Here is an 18239-nt window from a genome sequence, read left to right on the forward strand (position 1 = left end):
CCTGAAAATTTGTTGAAACGCCGATGCGATTGTGCGTCGGCGATATACGCGCGCCGGTCTGTTGCGGGAATATCAGCTGCCGGACCCTTTGGCGGGTGCTGGCGGCGTTTCCCGGTTCCGGCAGATCTGCGGGCCGGCTATAAACGGCTGCGTTCCTTGTGCCTGGCATTCGGAGCCAACAACGCAAAAACGTGATGCAGCAGTATGTCCAGTTCAGACCCCGGAAATTGCGACGGCATGATCCTTGAACGCGAACTCAGCGCGTTGTCCCTGGCGGGAAATACCCTGCTGGACGCCGTGGAATTGCGTGCGTCCAATGGACGGGTTGCCCGCCTGTTCTTCAAATCCGGAACCGCGCGGGAAGGGCTGGGTATTGCGTCCCCGGCAGACAAGACAGTTCTGCACAACTATGGCGGCGCGCCGGTTCTGGAGGCTGAGATTCCGGACGGCCCCAGCGTGGTCACGGTTTCTGCTGAAGGGGCGCTTTACAACGTTCCGCTCCACCCGGAGGAGACAGACCTGTTTGCCGGGCTCAATGTACTGGCCGCTGTCCGCAATGGTGAAACGGCTCGAACTGCGGCCGAATGGCTGCGGTTCCATACGGCGCAGCATGGTCTGCAGGGGGCTGTCATCCTCGACCGGGCGCATCCGCAAGACAGCCGCCGTTTTATAGAGGAGTTGCAAACGCTTGCTGGCTCCATCAAGGGGCTTGAACGGGTCGTGGTGGTGCATTCCAAACTGCCCCTGGGCAAGGATAATCTGCCGGCAGAGGCGCATCCGTTCAACGTGCCGGGGGCGCCAGGCAAAGACCGGATGGAGATCCCGCCTGCCGATCCCTGGCAGGCACCGCTGGGTGAGTTTCTGATCTATGAGATCCTGCGTGCCCGCTTCTTGGCGCGGGCACGGGCAGTGGCCAACATCGACCTATTCGACCTGCTGGCGCCGGATGAGGGTCCGAATGTCTTTGACCGGGCTGTCGCCGCGCCGACGGGCTGTCTGCGGCTGGGCGGAGTGCAGGCCTATCCATGGCGGGTGCGCAGGGGCGACCAGGCGTCTTTTGCGGATCACATCTGCACGCAGTTTGATGCCACCGGGCTGCGGCCGCGCTGGTGCGTGGCACCGGCCACAGCCGGAGGGAACTGCATTTGGCGGCTGATCCGGGTGGTCGGGGCAGAGCCTGATCCGGCGGAGGATCTGCGGTTCTATCGTTGCATGGCTCTGCGGCATCCAACCGACACGGTGTCCAAGATCGTGCCAAAGACCAGCCTGGTGGAAACACCGGAACTGCTGGCGCTGGCCACGGGCTATTTCAACGCCAAGCCCGTGCGTATCCCTCCTGAGGATGCGATTAAGCGGCGTCGTGGCAAGCCCAGGACCGCCATCGTCACCACGATGAAAAACGAAGGTCCGTTCATTCTGGAATGGCTGGCCTACCACCGCGCAATCGGGGTGGATGATTTTCTCGTCTACACCAATGACTGCACCGATGGCACCGATACGATGCTGCAGCTGCTGCAGGACAAGGGCATCGTCCAGCACCGCGAAAACCCGTTCCGCAATACGGATCTGAAGCCGCAGCACGCGGCCTTGCAGGCGGCGGAGGAAGAGCCGGTGATCCGGGACGCAGACTGGCTGGTCTGTATGGATGTGGATGAGTTCATCAACATCAAATGCGGCGATGGCCGGCTGTCCGACCTGTTTCAGGCCGTGGGCAACGCCAATATGATCGCAATGACCTGGCGGCTGTTCGGCAACAATGACGTGCGCGATTTCACCGGCGATCTGATCACCCGGGAATTCACCCGCTGTGCCTTTGAAGTGACCCGCAAACCGCACCAGGCCTGGGGGTTCAAAACCCTGTTCCGCAACACCGGTATCTTCAAGAAGCTGGGGTCCACCGCCCCAAGGGGTTGAAACCGCAGCTGTGGGAGGACATCCGCTGGGTCAACGGCTCCGGCCAGGACATGCCGCGGGAGATGTTCCGCAACGGCTGGCGTTCGTCGATGGATACTTATGGCTATGACCTGGTGCAGCTCAATCATTACGCCGTGCGCAGCGCCGAGAGCTTTCTGGTCAAGCGCGACCGCGGCCGGGTGAACCACGTGGACCGCGATCAGGGGCTGTCTTATTGGTTCCGGATGAACAACAACGCCGAGGATGAGAGGTCAATCCAGCGCATGATCCCGGCGCTGGAGGCAGAGATGGCGCGGCTGCTGGCAGACCCGGATATCGCCACGGCACATGAATACGCCAGCCGCAAGCACCGCGAGAAGATCGAGGAGTTGAAACTCCGCGATGACATGCTGGAGCTGTTCCAGGAACTGACCGGCGGTAAGCTGTGCAAGCTGTCTCGGATGCACGCGCATTTCGGCGCCAATGTCTTTCTGAGCGGCCCCGGAGTTATCCCTGACGAGATCGCCGAAAAGGAGCCGGGCAGCGATTTCTGGTTCACGGTAGAGCGGGGCGAAACCAACCATTGATGCCTGTGGTCTGCACATTGACAGGACTCCGGGCCGCGGGCTAAATTCCGTTAACAAAGAAGCACTGATAAACAGCTGCATTAATTAGTTTTTTGAGGGGCAGTCATCATGGCACTTCCGGCCATTGCGTCACTATGGGTGGGTCCAGAACTCAGCTGGCTGGAGCAGCTTTGCCTGCAGTCCTTTCTGGATCACGGCCACGAGGTGGTGCTATTCACCTATGACGAGGTCAAGGGCGTGCCAGACGGGGTGCAAGTAGCAGATGCCAATGAGATCCTGCCTGCCGACCGCATCATCCGCCACGCCCGCACCGGCAGCCCGGCCTATCATGCCGATGTCTTCCGCCTGCATTTGCTGCGCAAGACCAATTACATCTGGGCTGATACCGATGCCTATTGCTGCCAGCCCTGGAACATCAAGGGCAAGCATTTTCATGGCTGGATCTCAGACGATAAACCGATGGTCAACAACGGGGTTCTGCGGCTGCCCAAAACCTCCAAGACCCTGGCGGCGATGCTGCGCTTCACCAGCGATGAATATCCCGTCCCGCCCTGGTACAGCGCTGAAAAACAGGCCGAACTGCAGGCGCTTAAGGACAGCGGGCAGGGGGTTCATGTCTCGCTTTTGCCCTGGGGGGTCTGGGGCCGGACGCGCTCACCTGGTTCCTTCAGGAAACCGGAGAGGTCAAGAATTCCCGTCCTGGCCATGTGATTTATCCTGTACCGTTCAAGCGGGCCGGTGTGGTGCTGAACCCGAACCGCCCGAACCAGGCACGCGGCCATATCCGCAGCGACACGCTGTCGATCCACTTCTGGGGCCGCCGCTTCCGCAACATCGCGGCCAAATACGGCGGCGTGCCCGCCAAAGGCTGCTATGTCCATGATTTGCTGGCCCAGCACGGGATTGATGCGGAAAAAACCCGCCACCTGCTGCAACCGGCCCCTGAACCGGAAGAGATACCCGTGGAAAAAACCGACCCGGCAGCGCTGGATTACTCGATGTTCAGCGACCAGGACGTCGCCAACATCCTGCTGCAACGCTCGGAATTGGCAAGTTCCGGCCAGACCATCAAGGACTGGATGGCAGGTGACGAAGAACTGCTGCTGGCAGAAGCCCGGTCGCAGCGGCAGCACATTCTGCATGAATCGATCCGGATCGCGGAACGGGAATGCGATTTCTTTCTGAAGGCCACCGATCCCATAGCGCCCGAACGGGCCGCGGACATCGGCTGCGGGTATGCCTTTGCCAGCCTGCTGCTGCACCGCCGCTATGGCTGCAGCATCGCGCTGATTGATATCGAAGAGGGCAACAGCCGTCATTTCGGCTTTGAGGGGGAGGGCGCAGGGTATACCAGCCTTGAGACCGCCCGCGCGTTTCTGGAAAAGAACGGCGTGCCGGCCGGAAAAATCACCACCATCAATCCCAAGACCGAAGACACCGCAGCGCTTGGTGCCTTTGATCTGGTGATCAGCCTGGCGTCTTGCGGGTTCCACTATCCCGTCGGCACCTATCAGGATCTGTTCAGCAGCCAGATCAGCCCTGGCGGCGGGATTGTTCTGGATATCCGCAAGGGGTCCGGCGGCATTGGCGCCATGAAAAGTTTCGGCACCGTCAAGGTCCTGGCCAAGCACGGCAAATATTCCACAGTTCTGACCCGTGCCGGACAAGAGGCGTGACCGGTAACCGGATCCTTAATCTTTTTCGGATAGAGCAGCGCAAACGAAGGCTGCGGAATTGCGGTGTTTTCCACGGGCAGATAGCTGCCGGCACGGGGCGGCCCGGTGCCGGGGGTTCCCTGAAGGGCAGTTGACGACGGATGATGAGTGAAGGATTTGATTTCAAAGGCGTGCTGCCGGCACTGGATGCCGACGACGTTCGCACGGTCGCCGATATCAACGGCCGGGCGCCGGAGTTGTGCATCCTTCTGTATCGGCGCTACGGCTGCACCATCGATCTGGTTTCCTGCGACCGCAAGGGGCAGGCCAAACAGCCCGATGCGGCGCAGCTGAAAACCTGGAAGGCGCGGCTTGAACAGGGCGGCGTGGACCGGGACGCGATCCGGGTTGTGGCACCTTCGCAGGACTTGGGCAGCTATGACGTTATCCTGACGCTGAACAGCTTTGGCGCGCGCCACAAGATCCAGAACGCCGCGCCCATATTGGACCGCGCGCTGCATCCGCTTAGCCGTCTGGTGATTGAAATCCGCAAAGGGTCGGGCAGCTACCCGTTCCTCAAGGCCTATGGCAGCTGTAACACGCTGGTGCCGCCGGAGGCTGGCAAGAACGGCCTGGCAATCCTCTCCGCCGAACCGCAGGAGGTGCTGCCGCCCTCGGGGAGTGGTCCAAAGTGGCCCGCCAGCTGGCCGGCAAGGAAGGCTTCTTTGACGAGCTGGAAGAGCATTCCTTTTTGTTCATGCCGCGTGGCGAAACGCTGGTGGTGACCTTCGACAACCTTGATATTGCGATGACCAAACGCGATGACCGGCGGCCCTGGGGCTTCAGCTTCATTGAGGCACAGGGCTGGTCGATGCTGGGGGTGATGGCCAATGGCTGGACCTGGTTCCGCCATCAGGAAGTGTCCGCCAAGTTCGAGGAACTGCGCGACAGCGGTTTCTTTGCGCAGTTTTCACGGGTGGTGTTCTACGGCGCCTCGATGGGCGGCTATGCAGCGGCGGCCTTTGCGGCGGCGGCGCCCGGATCGACGGTGTTTGCAATCAGCCCGCAATCCACCCTCGACAAGACCTTGGTGCCTTGGGAAATGCGCTACAAGAAGGTGTGGGACAGGGATTTTTCCGGACCCTTCGGGGATGCCTCCCTGGCCAGCCAGGCGGCGGGTGATGTGCATATCATGTTCGACCCATACGTGGCGCCGGACGCGGCCCATGCGGCGCGGTTTTCCGGGGCAAATGTCACCTTCTGGCGCTGCCCGCTGCTGGGCCACCGGCTGGGATCCTCGCTGCAGCAGATGGGCGTCCTGCAGGAGATTGCCCGCGGCGCCATTTCCGGCGACCTGACACCGCACCAGTTTCATGGCCTGCTGCGCAAACGCCACCAATTCCCCCGGTTTCAGCGGGAGCTGGCCAATCTGGCCTTGGACCGCGGCCATCCGCGTCTTGCGAAACAAGCCTGCGAGTATATTTTGCGCCAACGGGATGACAGGTTCTTCCGCCGGATGAAGGCGCGGTTATGACATGTGAAATCTGCCGGACCGCGCGCCGGGACCAAATGCTGAGCAGGGAAAGGGCGAAGACCGGACAGGACGATGAACCAGGCAGAAACTGACATGCGGGACATAACCCTTGCTTTCCACGTCGGGGCGCCAAACACCGACAACGGCCAGCTGACCTGGTCGCTGCGCAAGGATGCGCAGCGGCTACTGGCGCAGGGCGTGATGATCCGCCGCCCGGGCACCTATATGGCAGCGCTCAATCAAATGCTGCGCAAGCAGAACCAGGACACCGTCACCGAGCAGGAACGCGCGGCGCTGCTGGACGGCATGGTCAAGGATCAGAGTGTTTCGCGGATCATCCTGACCAACTCCGGTTTTCTCGGGGTGCCGGGCTGGATGCTCAACGGCGGGCGGCTCTATCGCAATGCGGGCAGCAATACCGCGGCGCTGAGAACAGTCTTCCCGGGCAATCCGTGCGAGTTTTTCCTGGGCCTGCGCAATCCGGCCACGCTGATCGGACCGGTGTTTAAATCCCAGTCCAACCGCACCTGGGAGCAGTTTGCCGCAGGCACGGATTTTCTGAATCTGCGCTGGTCGGACGTGGTTGCAGATATTCAGGACAGCAACCCCGGCTGCCGCATCACGGTCTGGTGCAACGAGGAAACGCCGGTGATCTGGCCCAACATTTTGGGGCAGGTGACGGGTTTGGGCGACGGTTTCCGTTTTGACGGCGAACTGGATATTACCCGCGGCATCATTTCGGAGGCGGGATACGAGCGGCTGGAGGCCTATCTGGCAAACCGCCCCGGCCTGTCGGAAGACCAGCGTGAACGGGTGCGCGCACTGTTCCTCAGCTACTTCCACTCGGAGGAGGCGGTGGAGGAGGAAATCGATCTGCCGGGCTGGTCGCAGCCGCTGGTGGATGAGATGAGTGAAAGCTACCAGGCTGATGCCGAGCTGATCCGCCGGATGACTGGCGTTACATTTCTGTCCTGAGTGCTGCGCGACCGTATAGCGGCTTCATCAGGATTGCGGTCAGATACATCGGGATCTGGTAGCAGCCCAGAAAGATCAGCAGCGGATCGGTTGTGGCTGCGGGCAGGGCGATCAGAAACAGAGCGAAGTTCCGGTTGCCGGCGACAACGGAGACTGGCACGGCCCCACTGCCCGCGCGGCGGCGCATCACTGCGAATGTCAGCGCCTGCAGGCCGAGGTTGGCAGCCAGCGCAAAGCCCAGCCATTGCAGCACCAGCAAAGGCATGGCGCGCAACGCAGGCCCCAGCGCCGCCATCAGGCCAACCACGATCACTGCCAGCGCGATCACTGTCAGCCCATCGATAGCCTTGGCCTGATCCTCGCGCAGTTGCGGCAGGGTCAGGCGGCGCAGCAGGAAGGCGCAGACCACGGTGATGCCAATCACGCCAATGAACCGCCCTGCCGCGCGCAGCACATCCCCAAGGCCTCCCAGGCCGGGGGCCAGCAGAAATACTGGAATTACTGTCAGCGGCATCAGCGCGGTGCCAAGGATCAGCAAGCGAAAGGCAGGTTCCGGCGCATGCCCCATCAGCGCGGTGATATTGGGGCTGCCGGTGACCGAAGGCGCGCTCAGCATCAGGATCAGCGCCACGGCGGCGGGCGTCTGCGCCACGCCGAACAACGATGCCAGCCCCAAGGCCAGCAGCGGCAGCCCCACTTGCAGCAGCGCAATGGCTTTGACGGTGCCAATCCCGTCCGCCAGCCCGCCGGCAGCCTTGCGCAAGCCGATCCTGTAGGCGTTCAAAAACAAAAGCCCGGCCACCATTTCCGGCAGCCAGGGCTGAAGCGTTGCGGCAAGACCGGGCAGCAGCAGCCCGGCCAATAGCCCCAGAACCAGCGCGGCCCGCCCATGCCGGGCGGCAAGGGCGAGAGCGCGCACCATGGGGCTAGGCAGGCCCTGGCCGCAGGTTGTTCGGCAGGTAGGTCGCCAGCTCCGGGAAGGCGATCAGCACAAACACCATCAGCACCATGATCAGGAACATCGGAATCGCGGCACGGGCGATATAGCTCATCTCGTGGTGGGTCATGCCCTGCATCACAAACAGGTTGAAGCCGATCGGCGGGGTGATCTGCGCCATTTCCACCACAACCACGATGAAGATGCCGAACCAGATCAGGTCGATGCCCGCCTGCCGGATCATCGGCTCTACCACCGCCATGGTCAGCACCACCGAAGAGATGCCATCCAGGAAACAGCCCAGCACGATGTAGAACACCAGCAGCACCATCAAAAGCTCCAGCCGCGTGAGCTCCCAGCCGGCGATCAGATCCGCCAGCCCGCGCGGCAGGCCGGTGAACCCCATCGACAGCGACAGGAAGGCCGCGCCGGCCAGGATCAGCGCAATCATCGCACTGGTGCGGGTGGCGCCCATCAGGCTTTCGGTGAAGGTCTTCCAGTTCAGCGAGCCTTGGCCCAATGCCAGCAGCAGAGAACCGATGACCCCGAATGCTGCGGCCTCGGTCGCGGTGGCAATACCTAGGTACATTGACCCGATCACCACAATGATCAGCGCAATCACCGGCGCCAGGAAGCGGGAGTTCTTCACCTTCTCGGCAAAGCTCAGCTTGGCCTCGGGGGTTGGGTTCCAGTCCTTGCCGACCTTGGAGTAGATCGCCACATAGCCCATGAACATCGCTGCCAGCACCAGCCCCGGCAGGATGCCGGCAAAGAACAGCTTGGTGATCGATTCATTGATGGTGACGCCATAGACAATCAGTGTCAGCGACGGCGGGATCATCAGGCCCAGCGTTGCAGCACCCGTCAGCGTGCCGATCACCATGGTTTCGGGATAGTTGCGTTTGCGCAGTTCGGGGATCGACATCTTGCCCACGGTGGTCAGTGTTGCCGCGGACGAGCCGGAGACCGCGGCAAACACCGTGCAGCCGACGATATTGGTATGCACCAGCCCGCCGGGCAAAGGCGCCATCCAGGGCGCCAGCCCTTTGAACATGTCCTCGGACAATCGCGTCCGATAGAGGATTTCCCCCATCCAGATGAACATCGGCAGTGCCGTCAGGGTCCAGCTGGAAGACGCCGACCAGATCGTGGTCAGCATAACATCGCCCACGGGGCGGGTGGTGAACAGCTCCATGCCGACCCAGGCCACGCCCATCAGCGCCAGGCCAACCCAGACGCCGGACCCCAGAAGGGTGAACAGCACGAAGAGAAACAGAATGATGACTGAGATATTTTCCATGGGGCTTACTCCGCGTGGCTCTGGTCGTCCAGATCCCGGGTGATGCGGTGGTCGCCGCGAAAGATCACATGGATCAGATGATCGGTGAGGGCGACGGCCAGAACGGCGCCGCCGAACAGCATCACGCTTTGCGGTATCCACAAGGGCGTGCGGTCCTGGCCCTGGCTCACGTCATTGAATTTCCAGCTCCAGTAGACAAAGCGGTAGGCGTAATAGGTGAAATACCACATCACCGCAGTGCCGATGCCAAAACACCAGATCTCCAGCATCCGGCGGAAACCATCGGGCACTGCATTCAGCAGGATCGACACCCGGATATGGCTGCCCCGGTTCAGCGCATTGGCAAACGCCAGAAACGACGCCGCAGCCATTGCATAGCCAGCGTAATCCGGCGCGCCAGGGAAGACTTCACCGGTCCAGCGGGCCAGCATCTGGACAACGATCAGGCCTAAAATGGCAATCAGGCAAAGGGCGGCCAGCACCCCCGCCGCAAAATACAGAAAATCGAGTCCGGAGCGCAGCCCCCTGAGCACAGTCATATCATCCCCATCAGTCGTTCTTATATGAGAATACGGGCGGCACCTGCCGCGCCGCCCGTATCAATCGGTCTGATTAGTCGGCGCGGAAGGCGTCGACGATGGCCTTGCCCTCGTCACCTGCGGCTTCCAGCCATTCATTGGTCATGGTGACGCCGATTTCCTTCAGCTCGCCCGCCATCTGATCCGAAGCCGGGCCGACAGTCATGCCGCCATCACGCAGACCTTGCAGGGTGAACCCGGTGTATTCCTTGGCGCGCCAGTTGCCCGCGTATTCGGCCAGCTTGGCGCAGCCCTGGATCACGTTCCGGTTGGCCGGGGATGTGCCGTTCCAGATTTCGGTGTTCACAAACACGTAGTTGCGCGGCAGCCAGGCGTCCACTTCATAGAAATAGCTCAGGCTTTCCCAGACTTTGCGGTCGTAACCGGTGGAGCCGGACGAGACCATGGATTCCGCAACACCAGTGGCAAAGGCCTGGCTGATCTCAGCCGCCTCGATGGTCACCGGCAGCATGCCCGTCAGCTCTGCCAGCCGCGAGGTGGCATTGTTGTAGGAGCGGAACTTGATGCCCTTCATCTCGGCAACCGAATTCACCTCGTTTTTGAAATACAGCCCCTGCGGCGGCCACGGCACGGCATAAAGCAGTGTCAGGTTCTGCTCGGCCAGCAGCGTCTCAATCGCTGGTTTGGCGGCTTTCCACAGCTTGTCGCTGTCATCAAACGAGGTCGCCAGGAACGGGATCGAGTCAAAGCCGAACAACGCGTTCTCATTCTGGTGGCCGGACAGCAGCCGCTCGCCAATCGGTGCCTGGCCGGTCTGCACCGCGCGTTTGATGTCGGCGCCTTTGAACAGCGCGCCAGACGGATGCGTCTTGATCTCAACTTCGCCGCCGGTGCCGGTGGTCACGCATTCAGCAAACTCGGCGCCTGTGGCCGAGTGGAAGTTGGAGGCCGAATAGGCCATCGGCATGTCCCAGGTTTCCGCAGCGGCGGGCAGGGCAGCAGCCGCCGTCAACGCGGTGGCGGCGAGCAGTCTGGTCAATTTCTTCATGGTCTTCTCCCTGTTTCAGTTTCGGCCCCTTCAGGGGCACTGGTTGGTTTCAAATCGCATAGCGCGCCGGGTCATAGGCGCCCATATCCATGTTCGGGGTGCGGCCCGAAATCATCTGCGCCAGCAGGCGACCGGTCTTTGGCCCGCCGGTCAGGCCGATGTGATGATGGCCAAAGCCGACAAAGGCGCCTCTCAGGCCCGGCACTTCGCCGATCACCGGGATCGAATCTGCCGGCGCCGGGCGGTAGCCCAGCCATTCCTCTTCGTGCTTCCAGGTGACACCGGGCAGGATCCGCCGCGCGTTCCTGCGCAACAGCTCAAGCGGGGCTTTTGACGGCCCGGCCTCCAGCCCGCCGAATTCCACAATGCCCGCAATCCGGATCCTTCCCTCCATCGGGGTCACCACGCATTTGGCCGCTGCCACCATCACAGGCGCCTTTGGCATCGCCGAAGGCTCCCATAATTCAAGATGATAGCCGCGTTCTGCTTCCAGTGGTACGGAAATTCCCAATCTCTCTGCCAGCGGCTTTGACCAGACGCCGGTGGCAACAACAACGGCATCGCAGGGAATGGTCTCACCGCCAGCCAGTACGCCGGTCACTTGTCCGTTCTCGCGGGCCACATCAGTAACAAAAGCCTGGATCAACTGGCCGCCATTGGCCACCACATGTGCCGCCAGATCCTTCACATACTGGCCGGGATCCGAGATGATCCCGTGATCCTTCAGCCGCGCGGCAAAGCCAAGTTCCGGCGCATAGATAGCATCATAGGCCCGGACATCCGCACCCTCCAGTTCATCCCAGGCAAAGCCGTGCGTCTTGCGCAAACCCCAGCCAAAGGCGTCCTCTGCGAAATGCGCCCGGTCATTGTAGAGGAACAGGTAATCGGACGGTTTCAGGTGCCGTTCCGCCGAGGTTCCCGCTGCCAGCGCCTGATGATCGGCCAGCGCATCGCCTACAACCGGCGCGAGGGCCGCAGCAATGCGGCTGGTATCTTCGGCATTGGCATGGCTCATGTATCTCATCAGCCAGGGCGCCAGCCTGGGCAGGTATCCCCAGCGCATGAATAGGGGCTGGTTCGGGTCCAGCAGCATCTTCGGCGCTTTTTTCCACAACCCCGGACCCGTCACCGGCACGATCGAGCAGGAGGCCAGAATGCCGCCATTACCGTGACTGGTGCCTTCGCCCGGACCCTTGCCGTCGACCAGGACCACCTGATGCCCGTCGCGTTGCAGCTCAATCGCTGCCGAAACACCGACAATACCGGCGCCGATGATGGCAACAGTTTTCTTCTCCCGTGTCATGCCGAGACTTTCTTGGAAACCGCATAGCGGTTCAGCTTACCCACGTCAGGTTTGATGCCCAGTCCAGCCCCGTCCGGTACCACCACCTGGCCGTCCACCACCTGGAAAGGCGTTTCCAGAATGTCTTCCTTCAGGAAATAGCTCGCCTGATAGAACTCGCAGCCCAGCCGGATCTCCGGCGTCGCTGCGATCATGTGGGTGCCCGCCAGATGCGCCAGCCCTGCCTCGAACATGTCGCCGCCATAGGCCGACAGCCCGTTTGCCGCAGCAATCCGCGCCACCGTCTGGCCGCGGGTCAGCCCGCCCGATTTCATGATCTTGACTGAAACTCCGTCGCAGATGCCCTCGCGCGCGGCCCGCACCATGTCCTCAGGGCCGAATACGCTTTCGTCCGCCAGCAGCGGCACGTCGATCATCCCGCGCAATTTGGCCATCATGCCAAAATGATGGAACCGCACCGGCTGCTCGATGAAATCCGGCTTGAACTGCGCGACATCCCGCACCTGGCTCGGCGCATCTTCAATGCTCAGGCCCTGATTATAATCCACCCGCACCCGGAATTCCGGAAAATCCTTGGCGATCCGTTCCAATCGCATGATGTCGAACGCGTGATCCTTGAATCCGGTTTTCAGCTTGATCAGCCCCACCTTGTCGGCGCGCAGCCTGTGCAGCAGCTCGATGTCCTTGTCAAAATCCGGATCGGCAATCGAACAGCTGAGCGGGATGGTATCGCGGCACTTGCCGCCTAGCAGCGCCCAAACCGGCGCACCGGTGATCCGCCCGGTCAGGTCCAGCAGGGCGCTTTCCAGCGCCGCCTTGGCCTCGGTGCAATGGGCGACGGCCTTGGCAGCATCCTCCATGATCGCTGCGCGGTCTGCCACCCGGCGGCCCTCCACCAGCGGGCGGATATAGCGGTCAAGTGCTGCCAGGCTCGCTTCCGGCGTGCCGGTGAACACCGACCAGGTCGACGCCTCGCCGAACCCTTCCGCCCCGCCTTCACTGCGCAGCCGCAGGATCACGACCTCGCAAGAGCCCTCGACAGAGCCGATCCCATGGTCGCGGCGCGACAAAACGGGCAGCGCGAGATGCCACAGATCCATCCCGGCAATCTTTTGTTCCAGCACTTTGCTCTTCCTCCCAGAAGCTGGTCAAAGCTTGCCTTGACTTGTTCATCATTACCAATACAAAGAATTCAATAGAGTATCATAAAAAATGATGTGCTGCCGATGTCCCTCCGCTTCCGCCAGTTGCAGGCATTCCACGCGATTGTCGAAACCGGCACCGTCACCGGCGCGGCCGAGCAGCTGGGCATCTCGCAACCCGGTATTTCCAACCTGCTGTACCAGCTCGAACGCCAGACCCGCCTCAAACTGTTCGAGCGCAGCAAAGGCCGTCTGATCCCGACACCCGAAGCAGGCGTCCTGTTTCAGGAGGTCGATACCGTGGTGCGCGGTTTTGATCATGTGGCACAGGCGGTAACCGACCTGCAGAACAAACAGGCAGGGCAGCTGCAGGTCGCCTCGCAGCACTCCTTGTCCTTCGGATTCATGCCCGCGCTGATCGCCCGCTTCGCCCGTACAAGGCCGGACCTGTCGATCTCCTTTCAGGCGCAGTATTCGCTGAAGATCCAGGAATGGGTGATCGCGGGCCTTTTCGAAATCGGTGTTTGCGAAATGCCCCTGATCCACGACGGGCTGGAGGCGCATCCTATCAACGTCGAAACCCTGCTGGCGATGCCCGCTGACAGTCCGCTGGCGGAACATGACGTGCTGACGCCTGAACTGTTGGAAGGCGTGCCGTTCATCGTCATGGGCCCCGATCACATGACCCATCGCCGCACCCGCGAGGTATTTCAGCAGGCCGGTATCCCGCTGAAAACCCGTGTGCATTCGCATTTGTTCAAGAACCTCCTCAGTTTTGTGCAGGAAGGCATGGGGGTTTCGATCCTTGATCCCTTTGTGCTGGATTTCGAGATCGGCGGCGGCTTTATCTCCCGCCCGTTCCGGCCGCGGATCATGATGGAAATGGCGGTGATCACATCCAGGTCCCGGCCGCTGTCTGCGGTGGGGCAGGAGTTCCTGGCGCTTCTGAAGCAGGAGCTGGCGCCATATACTGCAGGCGGTGCCCAGACGGCCGTGTAAATTGTATGCAAACCAGAATTCAATATTGCACGAAGTTGATGACTCACCTAGTCTGCACTGCGGAATGAACGAATGGCGGGAACATGGCCAAACGCGAAAGCAATGTGGACAGGGTCTATGAGGCGCTGCGCCGGATGGCAGCGGATTTTGCCTTTAAGCCGGACCAGCGGATCAACGAAAGCGCCTTGTCCGAGGTGCTGGGTGCCAGCCGCACGCCGCTGCGCGAGGCGCTGAACCGGCTGGTGGCCGAAGGGTTCCTGACCTTCCAGAACAACCGCGGCTTTTTCTGCCGCCCGCTGACGCCCAGCTACATCATGGACCTCTATGAGGCCAGGGTGGCAGTGGAATGCGAGGCGACCCGGCTCGCCTGCACCCGCGCATCGGATGACGACATCGCGGCGCTGGCGGATTACCTCAACCGGATGGAGCCGGAGTATCAAAGCGCGACGGATCCGGAGGCGCTCCTGGCGATGGATGAAAGCTTTCACGCCCGCCTGGCGCAGCTTTCGGGCAACAGCGAGCTGCAGCGGATCCTCAACAATCTCAATGGCCGGATCCGCTATATCCGCCTGATTGACCTCAAACGCATGCGCGACCGGGCAGGGGGCAAGGCGCCGGGCGATATCTCGGCTCACCGCCAGATCGTCGAAGGCATCGCCGCCCGCAATACTGATGCTGCCACAGCGGCCATGCGCAGCCACATCGAAAAACGCCGCGAAGAGGCGACGGAAGCCGTTCGCATCGCATTCTCTCAGCTTTACGTGCCGGATGAATAGGGGATCCCATGGAACACGGTGGTAAGACGGTTTTTGGCGCAGCAGTCGGCATCCTGATGCTGGAAACCCGTTTTCCCCGCATCCACGGCGATATGGGCAACGCAATGACCTGGGACTTTCCGGTGCATTACAAGGTGGTGCGTGGCGCCAATCCCGAAAACGTAGTGCGTGGCAACCCCAAGGAACTGGTTGATCTGTTTGTGGATGCGGGCCGCGATCTGGTCGCCATGGGCGCCGACGGCATTACCACCAACTGCGGTTTTCTGGCGCTGATCCAGGACGAGGTGAAACAGGCGCTGGGGGTGCCGGTGGCAACATCTTCGCTGATGCAGGTTCCGATGGTGCAGACCCTGCTGCCCGCAGGCAAGCGTTGCGGCATCCTGACGATTTCCAAGGCCACTCTGACGCCTGCGCATCTTGAGGCCGCAGGCGTGCCGCTGGACACGCCGATTGCCGGCACTGACGGTCTGCGCTGTTTTACCCGCGATATCCTGGGCGATGCGCCGGAAATCGACTTTGCAGCCTGCCGGCTGGATATGATCGACGCCGCCCGCGCGATGGTGGCGGACATTCCGGATCTTGGCGCCATCGTGCTGGAATGCACCAATATGGTGCCCTATGCCCGCGACGTGCGCAAAGCCACCGGGTTGCCGGTATTCTCTATCCACTCCTTTGTGAACTGGTTCCAGGCCGGCCTGCTGCCCAAAGGCTTCCCGCTGGAATTGGACGACCCGCGCTGGTGACCTGTCACCGGCGCGAGCGCCCGCCGACACTGTGACGGCGGGCGCTGCCCGGCTGATGCCGGGCGCAACGCTGCTGCGCTGCGGCTGTCAGCTCAGCACCAGAAGCCAGAACCATACGGTCAGGATGCTAGCCCCGGTGGCAATCAGTACCGAAGACGCCGCAACCCGCTTGGCCCGCCCGTACATATTGGCAAAGATGTAACCGTTGAACCCGGTCGCCATTGCCGCATTCAAAACACCCGAACGGAACAGATCCTGCGGCAAGGCCAAGGCCGAGCCCAGCATCCAGACGATCGCCGGATGGATCATCAAAGAGATGAAGCAGACAAACAGGATTGCCCGCAGATCGCCCTCGGGGCGGTATTTTACCAGCACGCCGCCAAGGGCAAACAGCGCGCAGGGCAGGGCGGCCCGGATGATCAGCGACAGGGCTTCACTGACAACCATCGGAATGGCCAGCCCTGAAAGGTTCACCGCAAACCCCAGCGCGATGCCCAGGATCAGCACATTGCGGAACATTGCGTTCAGCACAGCCGAGACGGTCTTGATCCCTCCCGCGCCGCGATTGCGCACGATCTCCATCACGGTGATCCCGACGCCGTAGCAGAACGGCGAATGGAAAGCGATGATCGCATAGTTGCCGGTCAGGTTCTCCGGCCCAAAGGCGCGTTCAGTGATCGGCAGACCCAACAGCACCGAGTTGGAGAACAGGCAGCAGAACCCGATGGCAATGCAGTCCTCCCACTCCCGCTTGAACAGGATCCGCGCGCCGAACACGCCAATCAGGAAGCAGGTGAAGGCGCCGGTATAAAAGCTCGCCAGCAACCGCGGGTCAAAGCTGGATGACAGATCCAGCTCCGCCATCGCCTTGAACAGCAGGCAGGGGATGGCAAAGCCTTGCGCGAATTTCATCACGCCTTCGATATGTGTCTGGGTCAGCACGCCCCGCGCGGTGGCGGCGTAACCCGCGCCGACGACCAGAAATACCGGCAGGATGACGTCGATCAGGCTTTGAAACATCAGCCTGTCCCTTGTAGGCAAGGGATGCTGCCGTTCAGGGGGCCTTGCCCGGCTTCTGGCCGCAGATGCCTCCGGCGGGAGTATTTTTGCAAAGATGAAGTCTGCGGTCTGCCCAAAGGGCCTGGGCGCACGGCGGCAGACCTGGGCATTGCGCTATAGCTCAACCCGGATCACCATGCCGTCATAGGCCGGCGTGATGTGGTCCGGAGTCTCGGCTTCGACCGTGGCGTAATCCATGTCGATATGCATGTTGGTTATGATGCCGCGTTTGGGGGACATCTTCGCGAACCACTCCAGCGCTTCGGAATAACTGAAATGCGTAGGATGCGGCGTGCGCCGCAGCCCGTCCAGGATCCAAGTATCCAGCGCCTCCAGCTCTGGCAGGGCGGTGTCGGGAATTCTGGACACATCCGGCAAATAGGCCAACCCGCCGATCCGGAACCCCAGCGCGTCGATCGAGCCATGGCTGACCTCGAACGGGCGGAAGGTGATTTCGCCGCCGGGGCCGTCTATTGTGAACGGCCCGCCAATGGTCTTCAGGTCCAGGATCGGCGGATAGGGAGAGCCATCCGGCTGCGCAAAGGCATAGCCGAAGCGGTTCAGAAGGTCGTTCTGAGTGGCACCATCGGCATAGACAGGGATGCGCTGGCGCATATTGAAATAGACCATGCGCAGATCGTCGATGCCATGCAGATGGTCGGCGTGGGAGTGTGTGTAAACCACCGCATCCAGGCGGTTGACGTCTGCATCCAGCAATTGGCTGCGCATGTCCGGTGTTGTGTCGATCAGCACGGATGTGGTGCCGCCCTCATCAACACGCTCCACCAGCATTGAACACCGCTGGCGCCGGTTCTTCGGGTTCTCGGGGTCGCAGTCGCCCCAATGGCCGCCGATCCTCGGCACCCCGCCCGAGGACCCCGAGCCGAGGATGGTGAACCGCATCTCAGCCATCAGGCGGCGGCCTCATACTGGGCAGCCTTCCAGAACAGCCGGTCGAAATTTGCCTGCGTCTGCGCGGCAAAATCGGCGTAGTCCATGCCGAAAACCTCCGCGCCCGCCTTAGCGGTAAAGGCGGAATAGGCCGGTTCATTGCGTTTGCCGCGATAGGGCGGCGGTGCCAGATAGGGGGCGTCGGTCTCAACCAGAATGCGCTCCACCGGAGCGGCGGCAAAGATATCGCGCAGCTCCTGGCTTTTGGGGAAGGCAGCAATGCCGGACATCGACAGGTAGAACCCCAGATCCAGTGCTGCCTTGGCCAGCCCGGCCGAGGAGGAGAAGCAGTGCATCACGCAAGAATATGCGCCGTTCTTCATCTCCTCGCCCAGAATGCGGGCCATGTCGTCATCCGCCGCGCGGGCGTGGATGATCAGCGGCAGGCCGGTTTCGCGGGCGGCCGCGATATGAATGCGCAAAGACTCCTGCTGCACGTCCTTGCTGTCGGCGGTGTAGTGGTAATCTAGGCCCGTTTCACCGATGCCGACAAATTTGGGGTGTTTGGCCAGCGCCACCAGTTCGTCAACCGGGACCATCGGCTCATCCGCCGCGCTCATCGGGTGGGTGCCCGCAGCATAGAACACCGGCGCATGCGCATCGGCAATGGCGCGCACCGCGGGTTCATTCTTCATTTTGGTGCAAATCGTCACCATCCTGGTCACGCCGGCCTCTGCTGCGCTGGCAATCACCTCATCCAGCCGGCCCTCGAAATCGGGGAAGTCCAGGTGGCAATGGCTGTCCGTTATCTGGGGGGTCGCTTCGGTCATCTATCCTCTGCCGCCGTAAGTGCCGCGG

19 protein-coding genes are annotated in these 18239 nt (G+C 61.6%); 10 read left to right on the plus strand and 9 right to left on the minus strand.

The window, feature by feature from the left end:
• Window positions 1-204: 204 nt before the first annotated feature.
• The 7 genes from ETW23_RS04935 to ETW23_RS04950 all read left to right on the plus strand — a co-directional run bounded on the left by ETW23_RS04935 (window position 205) and on the right by ETW23_RS04950 (window position 6644).
• Window positions 205-1914 (plus strand): glycosyltransferase family 2 protein, encoded by a 1710-nt coding sequence (locus ETW23_RS04935; protein WP_368075874.1) that lies wholly within the window; start codon window positions 205-207, stop codon window positions 1912-1914.
• Window positions 1911-2480 (plus strand): hypothetical protein, encoded by a 570-nt coding sequence (locus ETW23_RS26710; RefSeq protein ID WP_368075875.1) that lies wholly within the window; start codon window positions 1911-1913, stop codon window positions 2478-2480. The genes ETW23_RS04935 and ETW23_RS26710 overlap by 4 nt, the downstream gene beginning before the upstream one ends.
• A 108-nt stretch (window positions 2481-2588) precedes the next feature.
• On the plus strand, window positions 2589-3191 hold the full coding sequence (locus tag ETW23_RS25715; protein ID WP_254695146.1) for a hypothetical protein: 603 nt from the start codon (window positions 2589-2591) through the stop codon (window positions 3189-3191).
• Window positions 3188-4156, plus strand: coding sequence for a class I SAM-dependent methyltransferase (locus tag ETW23_RS25720; RefSeq protein WP_254695147.1), 969 nt, complete (start codon window positions 3188-3190; stop codon window positions 4154-4156). The genes ETW23_RS25715 and ETW23_RS25720 overlap by 4 nt, the downstream gene beginning before the upstream one ends.
• Window positions 4157-4299: 143 nt before the next feature.
• Entirely contained in the window at window positions 4300-4920 is a 621-nt protein-coding gene (locus ETW23_RS25725) for a hypothetical protein (RefSeq protein ID WP_254695148.1), read from the plus strand.
• Window positions 4827-5669, plus strand: a complete 843-nt coding sequence (locus ETW23_RS25730; protein WP_254695149.1) for a hypothetical protein — start codon at window positions 4827-4829, stop codon at window positions 5667-5669. Before ETW23_RS25725 ends, ETW23_RS25730 begins: the two co-directional genes overlap by 94 nt.
• Before the next feature lie 72 nt (window positions 5670-5741).
• Window positions 5742-6644, plus strand: coding sequence for a hypothetical protein (locus tag ETW23_RS04950; protein WP_134829311.1), 903 nt, complete (start codon window positions 5742-5744; stop codon window positions 6642-6644).
• On the opposite strand, the gene ETW23_RS04955 is transcribed toward ETW23_RS04950, so the two are convergent.
• The 6 genes from ETW23_RS04955 to ETW23_RS04980 all read right to left on the minus strand — a co-directional run bounded on the left by ETW23_RS04955 (window position 6628) and on the right by ETW23_RS04980 (window position 12895).
• Entirely contained in the window at window positions 6628-7566 is a 939-nt protein-coding gene (locus ETW23_RS04955; RefSeq protein ID WP_134829312.1) for a hypothetical protein, read from the minus strand. The two genes, ETW23_RS04950 and ETW23_RS04955, sit on opposite strands and share 17 nt — an antisense overlap.
• 4 nt (window positions 7567-7570) lie before the next feature.
• Window positions 7571-8881 (minus strand): TRAP transporter large permease, encoded by a 1311-nt coding sequence (locus tag ETW23_RS04960; protein WP_129371662.1) that lies wholly within the window; start codon window positions 8879-8881, stop codon window positions 7571-7573.
• A gap of 5 nt (window positions 8882-8886) precedes the next feature.
• Window positions 8887-9420, minus strand: a complete 534-nt coding sequence (locus ETW23_RS04965) for a TRAP transporter small permease (RefSeq protein ID WP_134829313.1) — start codon at window positions 9418-9420, stop codon at window positions 8887-8889.
• A gap of 73 nt (window positions 9421-9493) precedes the next feature.
• The gene (locus ETW23_RS04970) at window positions 9494-10468 is read right to left on the minus strand and encodes a TRAP transporter substrate-binding protein (protein WP_129371660.1); all 975 of its coding nucleotides are present in this window, start codon (window positions 10466-10468) and stop codon (window positions 9494-9496) included.
• Window positions 10469-10517: 49 nt separating this feature from the next.
• Entirely contained in the window at window positions 10518-11771 is a 1254-nt protein-coding gene (locus ETW23_RS04975) for an FAD-binding oxidoreductase (RefSeq protein ID WP_134829314.1), read from the minus strand.
• Entirely contained in the window at window positions 11768-12895 is a 1128-nt protein-coding gene (locus ETW23_RS04980; RefSeq protein ID WP_254695150.1) for an enolase C-terminal domain-like protein, read from the minus strand. The genes ETW23_RS04975 and ETW23_RS04980 overlap by 4 nt, the downstream gene beginning before the upstream one ends.
• A 102-nt stretch (window positions 12896-12997) precedes the next feature.
• On the opposite strand from ETW23_RS04980, the gene ETW23_RS04985 reads away from it, so the two are divergent.
• From ETW23_RS04985 to ETW23_RS04995, 3 genes are all read left to right on the plus strand, one after another.
• Window positions 12998-13912 (plus strand): LysR family transcriptional regulator, encoded by a 915-nt coding sequence (locus tag ETW23_RS04985; RefSeq protein ID WP_129371658.1) that lies wholly within the window; start codon window positions 12998-13000, stop codon window positions 13910-13912.
• A gap of 83 nt (window positions 13913-13995) precedes the next feature.
• Window positions 13996-14688, plus strand: coding sequence for a GntR family transcriptional regulator (locus tag ETW23_RS04990; RefSeq protein WP_129371657.1), 693 nt, complete (start codon window positions 13996-13998; stop codon window positions 14686-14688).
• A gap of 8 nt (window positions 14689-14696) precedes the next feature.
• Window positions 14697-15431 (plus strand): aspartate/glutamate racemase family protein, encoded by a 735-nt coding sequence (locus tag ETW23_RS04995; protein WP_134829315.1) that lies wholly within the window; start codon window positions 14697-14699, stop codon window positions 15429-15431.
• Between the two features lie 87 nt (window positions 15432-15518).
• Here ETW23_RS04995 and ETW23_RS05000 read toward each other — a convergent pair whose 3' ends face one another.
• From ETW23_RS05000 to ETW23_RS05010, 3 genes are all read right to left on the minus strand, one after another.
• Window positions 15519-16451, minus strand: coding sequence for an AEC family transporter (locus ETW23_RS05000; protein WP_134829316.1), 933 nt, complete (start codon window positions 16449-16451; stop codon window positions 15519-15521).
• Window positions 16452-16604: 153 nt separating this feature from the next.
• Window positions 16605-17402: an MBL fold metallo-hydrolase gene (locus tag ETW23_RS05005; RefSeq protein ID WP_134829317.1), complete on the minus strand. Its 798-nt coding sequence runs from the start codon at window positions 17400-17402 to the stop codon at window positions 16605-16607.
• Entirely contained in the window at window positions 17402-18211 is an 810-nt protein-coding gene (locus ETW23_RS05010; protein WP_134829318.1) for a TatD family hydrolase, read from the minus strand. Before ETW23_RS05010 ends, ETW23_RS05005 begins: the two co-directional genes overlap by 1 nt.
• Between the last annotated feature and the right edge of the window lie 28 nt (window positions 18212-18239).

Source organism: Leisingera sp. NJS201 (genome assembly GCF_004535885.1).
In the GTDB taxonomy this organism is placed as follows: Bacteria; Pseudomonadota; Alphaproteobacteria; order Rhodobacterales; family Rhodobacteraceae; genus Leisingera.

What these genes read in the sequence shown, in the direction of transcription:
- ETW23_RS04935 (WP_368075874.1), top strand. Translation starts at nt 205, where the DNA reads ATGTCCAGTTCAGACCCCGGAAATTGCGACGGCATGATCCTTGAACGC.
- ETW23_RS25715 (WP_254695146.1), top strand. Translation starts at nt 2,589, where the DNA reads ATGGCACTTCCGGCCATTGCGTCACTATGGGTGGGTCCAGAACTCAGC.
- ETW23_RS25725 (WP_254695148.1), top strand. Translation starts at nt 4,300, where the DNA reads ATGAGTGAAGGATTTGATTTCAAAGGCGTGCTGCCGGCACTGGATGCC.
- ETW23_RS04950 (WP_134829311.1), top strand. Translation starts at nt 5,742, where the DNA reads ATGAACCAGGCAGAAACTGACATGCGGGACATAACCCTTGCTTTCCAC.
- ETW23_RS04955 (WP_134829312.1), bottom strand. Translation starts at nt 7,566, where the DNA reads ATGGTGCGCGCTCTCGCCCTTGCCGCCCGGCATGGGCGGGCCGCGCTG.
- ETW23_RS04960 (WP_129371662.1), bottom strand. Translation starts at nt 8,881, where the DNA reads ATGGAAAATATCTCAGTCATCATTCTGTTTCTCTTCGTGCTGTTCACC.
- ETW23_RS04965 (WP_134829313.1), bottom strand. Translation starts at nt 9,420, where the DNA reads ATGACTGTGCTCAGGGGGCTGCGCTCCGGACTCGATTTTCTGTATTTT.
- ETW23_RS04970 (WP_129371660.1), bottom strand. Translation starts at nt 10,468, where the DNA reads ATGAAGAAATTGACCAGACTGCTCGCCGCCACCGCGTTGACGGCGGCT.
- ETW23_RS04975 (WP_134829314.1), bottom strand. Translation starts at nt 11,771, where the DNA reads ATGACACGGGAGAAGAAAACTGTTGCCATCATCGGCGCCGGTATTGTC.
- ETW23_RS04985 (WP_129371658.1), top strand. Translation starts at nt 12,998, where the DNA reads ATGTCCCTCCGCTTCCGCCAGTTGCAGGCATTCCACGCGATTGTCGAA.
- ETW23_RS04990 (WP_129371657.1), top strand. Translation starts at nt 13,996, where the DNA reads ATGGCCAAACGCGAAAGCAATGTGGACAGGGTCTATGAGGCGCTGCGC.
- ETW23_RS04995 (WP_134829315.1), top strand. Translation starts at nt 14,697, where the DNA reads ATGGAACACGGTGGTAAGACGGTTTTTGGCGCAGCAGTCGGCATCCTG.
- ETW23_RS05000 (WP_134829316.1), bottom strand. Translation starts at nt 16,451, where the DNA reads ATGTTTCAAAGCCTGATCGACGTCATCCTGCCGGTATTTCTGGTCGTC.
- ETW23_RS05005 (WP_134829317.1), bottom strand. Translation starts at nt 17,402, where the DNA reads ATGGCTGAGATGCGGTTCACCATCCTCGGCTCGGGGTCCTCGGGCGGG.
- ETW23_RS05010 (WP_134829318.1), bottom strand. Translation starts at nt 18,211, where the DNA reads ATGACCGAAGCGACCCCCCAGATAACGGACAGCCATTGCCACCTGGAC.